Source organism: Colwellia sp. BRX8-7 (genome assembly GCF_014077275.1).
Classification (GTDB): Bacteria; Pseudomonadota; Gammaproteobacteria; order Enterobacterales; family Alteromonadaceae; genus Colwellia_A.
On record NZ_JACGVP010000036.1, the window covers coordinates 1 to 6,630 of the forward strand.

The following is a 6,630-nucleotide window of genomic DNA, read 5'->3' on the forward strand; positions in this document are numbered from 1 at the left end:
GAATAGGACATTGCTAAGCTCCTATTTAGGTCGCTCTTTGCCATCCTTGGCAACGCGACATTAGTATATCCCTACACGTCAGAAACCCGATCCGAAAGAGTCGGGTTTTTTGCTTTCTGGCGTTTGAAAACTTAGCAGAATAACCCTTCATAATCGCGTTTGCCTAGTCAGCGAATTACATCCTGATGCACCACTGTAAATGACGACAAAATCATTCATTGATTTAAGGTGGCGGTAAGAAGATCGCTATCTCAATAATATAAGAAGTAGTGATCACTTCGCGGTATTGTTGAACTTAAAATATTTATAATATATTTTCTGATGACCTAGCCTTGTGTTATTAGTGATAAGCCTCAGTAATATCCAAATAGTGATGAAATTTCAAAGTTTATCGTTCCTAAATTGTTAAAATTATGTGATATTAATGCATAATAAATTTAATTTATGGATGTACATTAGTGAGTAGTCTCCATATAAGCTGTTGAACTAAACCGCTTATCGGAGAGTACCAGCTCCCTGATATATCAATGCATCATAGTATTATGCTTATAATTGATAATATTTAATAAAAATAACCAAACTAGGAATGCCATTAATGGAAAATTCAGGGAAAGAAATAGTAAAGTATGGAATTACATTTGGAACAGCTCTTTCAATTGCTATTTCATGGAGCGTAAATAAGTCAATCTTATGGGCAATTCTGCACGGTTTCTTGTCTTGGGCTTATGTGATTTGGCATGTATTGACACGATAAAAAATTATTGAATGGTGTTAAGTTCTACTTAATTATCATTTAGTTAAAATGGCTTATTTTGAATGTGTTGATACTAACAAAGCATTCAAACGGATAAAAGACAGTTGGCAGTTTTACTCCGTCCGCTATTTTAGCCAACAATTTCGCGCCGCTAGTTAGGCGTTAGACATTTAAGGGAATTTGGTGCAAAAATTCATCGTATTATTCAGAGGGATCAATGTTGGGGGCAATAATATATTACCGATGAAAGAGCTTGTCCCGCTTTTGGAACAAAGTGGCTATGAAAGTGTTTCATCATATATCCAAAGTGGCAATATCGTTTTAAAAAGCCCTAAAAATCCAACAGAGCAAGTGCAAAGTATTATATCCAAGAACTTTGGCTTTGCTCCTGCGGTTTTTTCTTTAGAAGAATCAGTGTTCTCAACATCAGCTTTAAATAATCCATACAAAGAATTTGAAGGTAAATTTGTACACTTTTACTTTTGTAAAAATAATCTCAACCTAGTTCAAGATAAGTTAAATAAATATATATCAAGTTCTGAAGAGTATACAGTTAAAGGTAATGTCCTTTATTTATATGCACCTCAAGGCATAGGTCGTTCAAAACTAGTAACAAATGTAGAGTCTTGCTTAGGTCAAAGTGCGACAGGTAGAAATCTAAATACTATTAATAAAATTAGCACTATGCTAAAAAATGCATAACAGGAACTTCAAACGGAAAATATAAAGTTGGCTGTATTCACTCCGTTCAACATTTTAGCCAACTATATTTCTCGCCTAAGTGGGCGTTAGCTATCTAGGGTTATTCATGAATTGGTTGAAGCTTTCAAATGACGAAATATTGGAATTAGTTAATCCTATAATGGATAACCTTATGGATGCTTCCACTGAAATTGACCATGAAAAGCATGTGCGAGACTTTAGTGACAATATGAAAAGTATTGTAACTAAAGATGAACTTGAAAAGCAGTGCAAAGCATATCAAGAAACTCTTGGTTTTTTTACAAAACGAGAGTTGGTTGGTGTTATTAGAAAAAAAAGTGACGTAAGGGTTTTCTGGAAACAAGGGTATTCAAAATCAGATGACGAGTTCCTAGCTTTCGTTCACATAGTACAGCGCAATGGAACGTTGGAAGTTGTAAATGCTTCTGTATCATAGTAAAAATAGCAAGTTATTCAAACCTACGCTAAAAATTGTTGGCTAAGTCCGCTTCGCCTCACATGTTAGCCAACTATAAAAAGCCTCTTAATGGGGTGTTAAAAATCTAAATAAAGTAATGGAGTACGCTATGAAATTTATTTATCTAATACTACCAATACTGGTATCTCTTTCCGGTTGCAACCAATCGGACTCTGACAATAATATTGAAGTATATATAAGTACAGGGGAGTTACAGTGTCAGGATAATGGTTTATCAATATCATTAACTAAGAGTTATCTGCAAGAAGCCGGTATTGAAGTTAAAGCTGAAAGTTGTGGTAATTTAATATTGGTTGATTACCCCTCAGTCTGTGGAGGGGGAACAGGAAAGTTACATGTGTTTACTATTCACGAAAATCATTCGCAAACTGCTGAAAATATAGGGTTTACTATACCTGATAGTACAGTTGGTGGCGGTGATTATGCCAAAGTCGAGTGTAGTGATTAACGATTTATAAGTCATTCAAGCAGGACAAATATCAGTTGGCTTTTGCTCCTGCGTCGCTATTTTAGCCAACAATTATTTGTCTCTTAATGAGGCGTTATGAGGTTTTTAAATTGAGAGTATTATTTCTGATTATATGCACACTACTTTTTAGTGGATGTTCTGCTTCTGGAGATCGGTTTAAAGGTTTTGAAAATTCAGCTGTAAATAAGAGTTCTTTATATATTTATAGGCCATCTAAATTCTTTCAAGGGGGAACTTGGCCAACCATTTTCATCGATGGTAAAGAAAAGTTTTCTTTAAAAAATTCTGGTTATGTCTTAACTCACCTAGAGCCAGGGGCACATGAGATAAAAATAGGTTCAACTTCATTTCTAGATAATTGGATTTTTGGAGATGTAATTGGAAATATTGATATGGAAAAAGGTAAGACATATTACTTAAGGTTCGATATAGAATTTCAAGATGCAACATCAATGGGGACAGTAATGTCATTTTCGGGGGCTGCGGGATTAATTGAAGTTAATAAAGAACAAGCTGCAAACGATTTAAAAATACTTAATTCGAGTATGTAATCTCATAATAAGCTATTAAAGCAGAACTTTTAACCGTCGCTAGGTTCGGCTCCGTTTGATATTTTAGCCAACAATTAAAAGCCACTTAACGCGGCGCTATGCTACTAAGGAAAGTTAGTGTTTAAAATTATAGTATTATTATCAAGTTTATTTCTTGCTTCGTGTGCAACTTTGGCACCCATTGTAAATTCAAATAGCCCTATTAACATCTATGGTGTAACGACACTCCCTCCACAAAATGGAGATTGGGTGGTTATCACTGCTTCAGGCTATCAATCATCTCTTGGGAGTAAAGGCGTTGCTAAAAATGAATCGCAAGTTGTAAATGTTTCTATATTTCAATTGCCAAGTTTAGATTCAGATAAAAAGTTTCTAGAATATATTGTTAGTTCGAGAGCATCTGCCCCAAATACGGGGCGATTTGAAAACAAAGAAAATACCGAAAACCTTTCATTACTTAATGGTGCTGTTTGTGTTAAATACCATTCAATATCTCAAGATACTAATGCTAATATTCAAGGAGGCAAAGCCTCAATGTTATTTGAAAGTATTGGCTATAATTGCCAACATCCTAAAAAAAATACAGTAGGTGTAAATATTGAGTACTCTAGTCGTTACTTTGTAGATACTGGATATTCAACATTACAAAACGATAGTGATGCGTTTTTTAATAATATTCAGTTCACCGAGTTTTAGTAGCATAAGCCATTCAAGCAGGAAAAATAACAGTTGGCTATATACTCCTTCGATGTTTATTTTAGCTAACATTCATTTGTCTCTTAATAGGGCGTTAGAGTATAAGGTCACAATTTATGGATATTATTCAAGTTGATGGTTTAGACGTTTTAACTTCTTCATTTAATTCTTATGACGAATTAATAAATATGGAGCTGCAACAAGATCAGATTAGTGACGTTTTCCCATATAAAGGGAATACGTTAAGCTATGCATTTGTAAAATCAGGCATATCACTTGGTTATTATAAAATATTATCAGCAAAGCGATTAACATCAAAAAAAACATCGTTTACTCTTCATAAGCAATAAGCAATAAGCCCTAACAATAACTCGAACGGAAGATACAGTTGGCTGTTTTCACTTCGTTTTCCATTTTAGCCAACTATATTTTTTGAGAGGTTTGAGCATTGGTCCCATATTTACTAGCTGGATTATCTATATTAATTGCGGGTGGCGTTCATTGGAAACTTCCTAACTCATTTTGGCAAGCATCAATGTATTCAACTCTTGCCATTGTTGTTGTATCACTATTATTTATTTTTGTTTTTCAGTCTAATTACCTAGGCTTAGACGAAAATACAGCTGAAACGGCTAATATTGGTGTAGCAGTTTTACTCGTATCTGCACTTGTTTCGTTTTTTGGTTTGTTAGTCTCTTTAATGGTTGGTTATTTTCTAAAAATAGTGAGATCGTCGGTATAAAAACATCACCAGAATTTAAACAGGGACAAAATACAGTTGGCTAACGGCCGTTCTAATATAATTGGGTGGCATAACCGATATAATTATTGCGTTGGACTACTTTTATCTACTTATATAAAAGAACTTCAGAGACACCATGCCAATAACAAAGCTACAAGCCAATATAGACCGACGATAAATTGTTAGCTAGTATAGGTTTTCATAAATTTCAGTTAACAATTATTATCCTTTTAACGAGGTTTTATCTTATCCCTGCATTAATTCAGCTCAATATATTTTCGACACAGTAAAAAAGCATCAATTTTCCGGGATAATACTAGAGAGAGTGTAATGGCAAAAAAAGCTATAGTTATAGGCGCTACCGGGTTAGTCGGACGGGCGATAGTTGATCAACTCGTTAGCAGTGACCATATTAGTGAAATTATTACACTAACACGTAGGCCTTCCCCACATACATCAACAAAAGTTTGTAATCAAGTCGTGGACTTCGAACACCTCAATAATTACACCACACTATTTCATGCGGACATTTTATTTTCATGTCTTGGTACAACAGTTAAGCAAGCGGGTTCAATCGTGGAACAAGGTAGAGTAGATCTTGATTACCAGTTTGAAGCAGCACAATTAGCAGTAAGCAACGGTGTTAATCACTACCTACTCGTTTCTTCTGCTGGGGCTAATGATCAAAGTAATAATTCGTATCTGAAAATGAAAGGTCTTTTGGAGCAGAGAATAAAACAATTACCCTTTAAACGTATTAGTATTTTTCAACCGTCATTACTACTTGGTCAACGAACAGAATTTCGCTTAGGTGAAAAAATGGCTAGTTGGTTCATGCCTATTTTATGCATTATACCCTTGCTACGACGCTTCCGCCCGATAACGGGTGAGCAAGTAGCAGCAAGAATGGTCTTGTCTAGCCAGGAGCTTGGTCCGTCAATAGAGATTTTTTGTCTTGATGAAGTTTTTATTTAGTGATCAACAGCATTATACATAGGTAGACTTATTACCAGATTAATAATTTTTTACTAATAAACAATATTAAGTAGGGAGTAGGTTAAGCGCCGGGGATAATGAGTTAATCGTCTCTTGTAATAAGAGTGTATTAGGTGTCATTAATAGTCTGCTTTGTCTATGTAAACGCTAATAACACAAGCTAGATGCCAAGTACTTGATTATTACTGTCAGCATTAACAGAGTTAAATATCATTTTAGTGACTAGCGGGTTATACAAACTAATATGATTGACCTTAATATATCGAAGCACATATATAACAGGAACCTGAGTTTAAAGGGTTAGCCCATCAAAAGACTAACCCTCATATATAAACTATTTTCCTATAGATACCGTAAGCCCACCAACCATAGTTATGTGATCGATAACCTTAACTACATTATCATAATTTGTATTTGCGTGAGGGATCACAACAGCAGCAGATACTGGGTTAGTAGCCATATAATTTTCTATATTTGCTGGTAGTCTTTCAATATCTGTAATTCTACCATTTAAGGAAACAAGACCATTTTCATTTACTCTTATAAGTAACATAGGATTATTATTCTGATTAGGATTGCCGCCATCGGGTTTATTCACTAAGAAACCTTGTTCTTTAACAAATGAGGTGGTCACAATAAAGAATATTAAAAGGATAAAAACAATATCAAGCATAGGTGTCATATCTGCTTCAGCTTTTTGGTCTTCATAAAGTTTATTTCTTCTCATCCTGGCACCTCAATATTTGTTAGTTACATTCTACGAGTTATTTCGTATATCTTTTACATTAGTTCAAATTATCGATAAAACAATATATATACGAATTTATTCGTAAATAAGTAAAAACAAAACGACTAATTAATAGGTGAGATGAGTAAATTAATTAAATATGCAGCACATCATATTGATATTTGTACGCTGAAGAATACTATTTGATATTCGACATGATGAGTTAAAGTAAAAATAGGGCCAGATTTATAGTGCTTATAAATAACTGTAGGGGAGTTATTAGTAGATATATGTTTTAATATCATCCTGTCTGCTTGTTTTTCATTCGAACAAACAAAAAGATGAAAATAGTGCTTGATAGTTTTTAGAAAATGTCTAGAATGCGCTCCAGTTCCAAGGGGTTCAGTCAAAACGAACCACGAAAGAGCTGTTTTGATAAGTTATCTACATCACTTTAGAGTAAAGTAGTTAACTTAACGTTTTATAGATAAGGT

The 6,630-nt window shown here is 34.2% G+C and carries 9 protein-coding genes; 8 read left to right on the forward strand and 1 reads right to left on the reverse strand.

Features of this window, described 5'->3' with window-relative positions; translation table 11 throughout:
- Window positions 1-937: 937 nt before the first annotated feature.
- The 8 genes from H4J57_RS18865 to H4J57_RS18900 all read left to right on the forward strand — a co-directional run bounded on the left by H4J57_RS18865 (window position 938) and on the right by H4J57_RS18900 (window position 5,388).
- On the forward strand, window positions 938-1,456 hold the full coding sequence (locus tag H4J57_RS18865; RefSeq protein WP_182243902.1) for a DUF1697 domain-containing protein: 519 nt from the start codon (window positions 938-940) through the stop codon (window positions 1,454-1,456).
- Window positions 1,457-1,562: 106 nt separating this feature from the next.
- Entirely contained in the window at window positions 1,563-1,913 is a 351-nt protein-coding gene (locus H4J57_RS18870) for a hypothetical protein (protein ID WP_182243903.1), read from the forward strand.
- A 130-nt stretch (window positions 1,914-2,043) separates the two neighbouring features.
- Window positions 2,044-2,403: a hypothetical protein gene (locus H4J57_RS18875; RefSeq protein WP_182243904.1), complete on the forward strand. Its 360-nt coding sequence runs from the start codon at window positions 2,044-2,046 to the stop codon at window positions 2,401-2,403.
- Between the two features lie 110 nt (window positions 2,404-2,513).
- Window positions 2,514-2,975: a DUF2846 domain-containing protein gene (locus H4J57_RS18880; RefSeq protein WP_182243905.1), complete on the forward strand. Its 462-nt coding sequence runs from the start codon at window positions 2,514-2,516 to the stop codon at window positions 2,973-2,975.
- Between the two features lie 117 nt (window positions 2,976-3,092).
- Window positions 3,093-3,671 (forward strand): hypothetical protein, encoded by a 579-nt coding sequence (locus tag H4J57_RS18885; protein ID WP_182243906.1) that lies wholly within the window; start codon window positions 3,093-3,095, stop codon window positions 3,669-3,671.
- Between the two features lie 116 nt (window positions 3,672-3,787).
- The gene (locus H4J57_RS18890; protein ID WP_182218630.1) at window positions 3,788-4,021 is read left to right on the forward strand and encodes a hypothetical protein; all 234 of its coding nucleotides are present in this window, start codon (window positions 3,788-3,790) and stop codon (window positions 4,019-4,021) included.
- 98 nt (window positions 4,022-4,119) lie between these two features.
- The gene (locus H4J57_RS18895) at window positions 4,120-4,413 is read left to right on the forward strand and encodes a hypothetical protein (protein ID WP_070375257.1); all 294 of its coding nucleotides are present in this window, start codon (window positions 4,120-4,122) and stop codon (window positions 4,411-4,413) included.
- A 330-nt stretch (window positions 4,414-4,743) separates the two neighbouring features.
- On the forward strand, window positions 4,744-5,388 hold the full coding sequence (locus tag H4J57_RS18900; RefSeq protein ID WP_182243907.1) for an NAD(P)H-binding protein: 645 nt from the start codon (window positions 4,744-4,746) through the stop codon (window positions 5,386-5,388).
- A gap of 355 nt (window positions 5,389-5,743) precedes the next feature.
- Here H4J57_RS18900 and H4J57_RS18905 read toward each other — a convergent pair whose 3' ends face one another.
- Complete coding sequence (locus tag H4J57_RS18905; protein WP_182243908.1) at window positions 5,744-6,136, reverse strand: biopolymer transporter ExbD; 393 nt, start codon at window positions 6,134-6,136, stop codon at window positions 5,744-5,746.
- Window positions 6,137-6,630 lie beyond the last annotated feature (494 nt).

Bases quoted from the DNA above. Each gene is read 5' to 3' on its own strand.
- H4J57_RS18870 (WP_182243903.1), top strand. From the start codon at position 1,563: ATGAATTGGTTGAAGCTTTCAAATGACGAAATATTGGAATTAGTTAAT.
- H4J57_RS18875 (WP_182243904.1), top strand. From the start codon at position 2,044: ATGAAATTTATTTATCTAATACTACCAATACTGGTATCTCTTTCCGGT.
- H4J57_RS18890 (WP_182218630.1), top strand. From the start codon at position 3,788: ATGGATATTATTCAAGTTGATGGTTTAGACGTTTTAACTTCTTCATTT.
- H4J57_RS18900 (WP_182243907.1), top strand. From the start codon at position 4,744: ATGGCAAAAAAAGCTATAGTTATAGGCGCTACCGGGTTAGTCGGACGG.
- H4J57_RS18905 (WP_182243908.1), bottom strand. From the start codon at position 6,136: ATGAGAAGAAATAAACTTTATGAAGACCAAAAAGCTGAAGCAGATATG.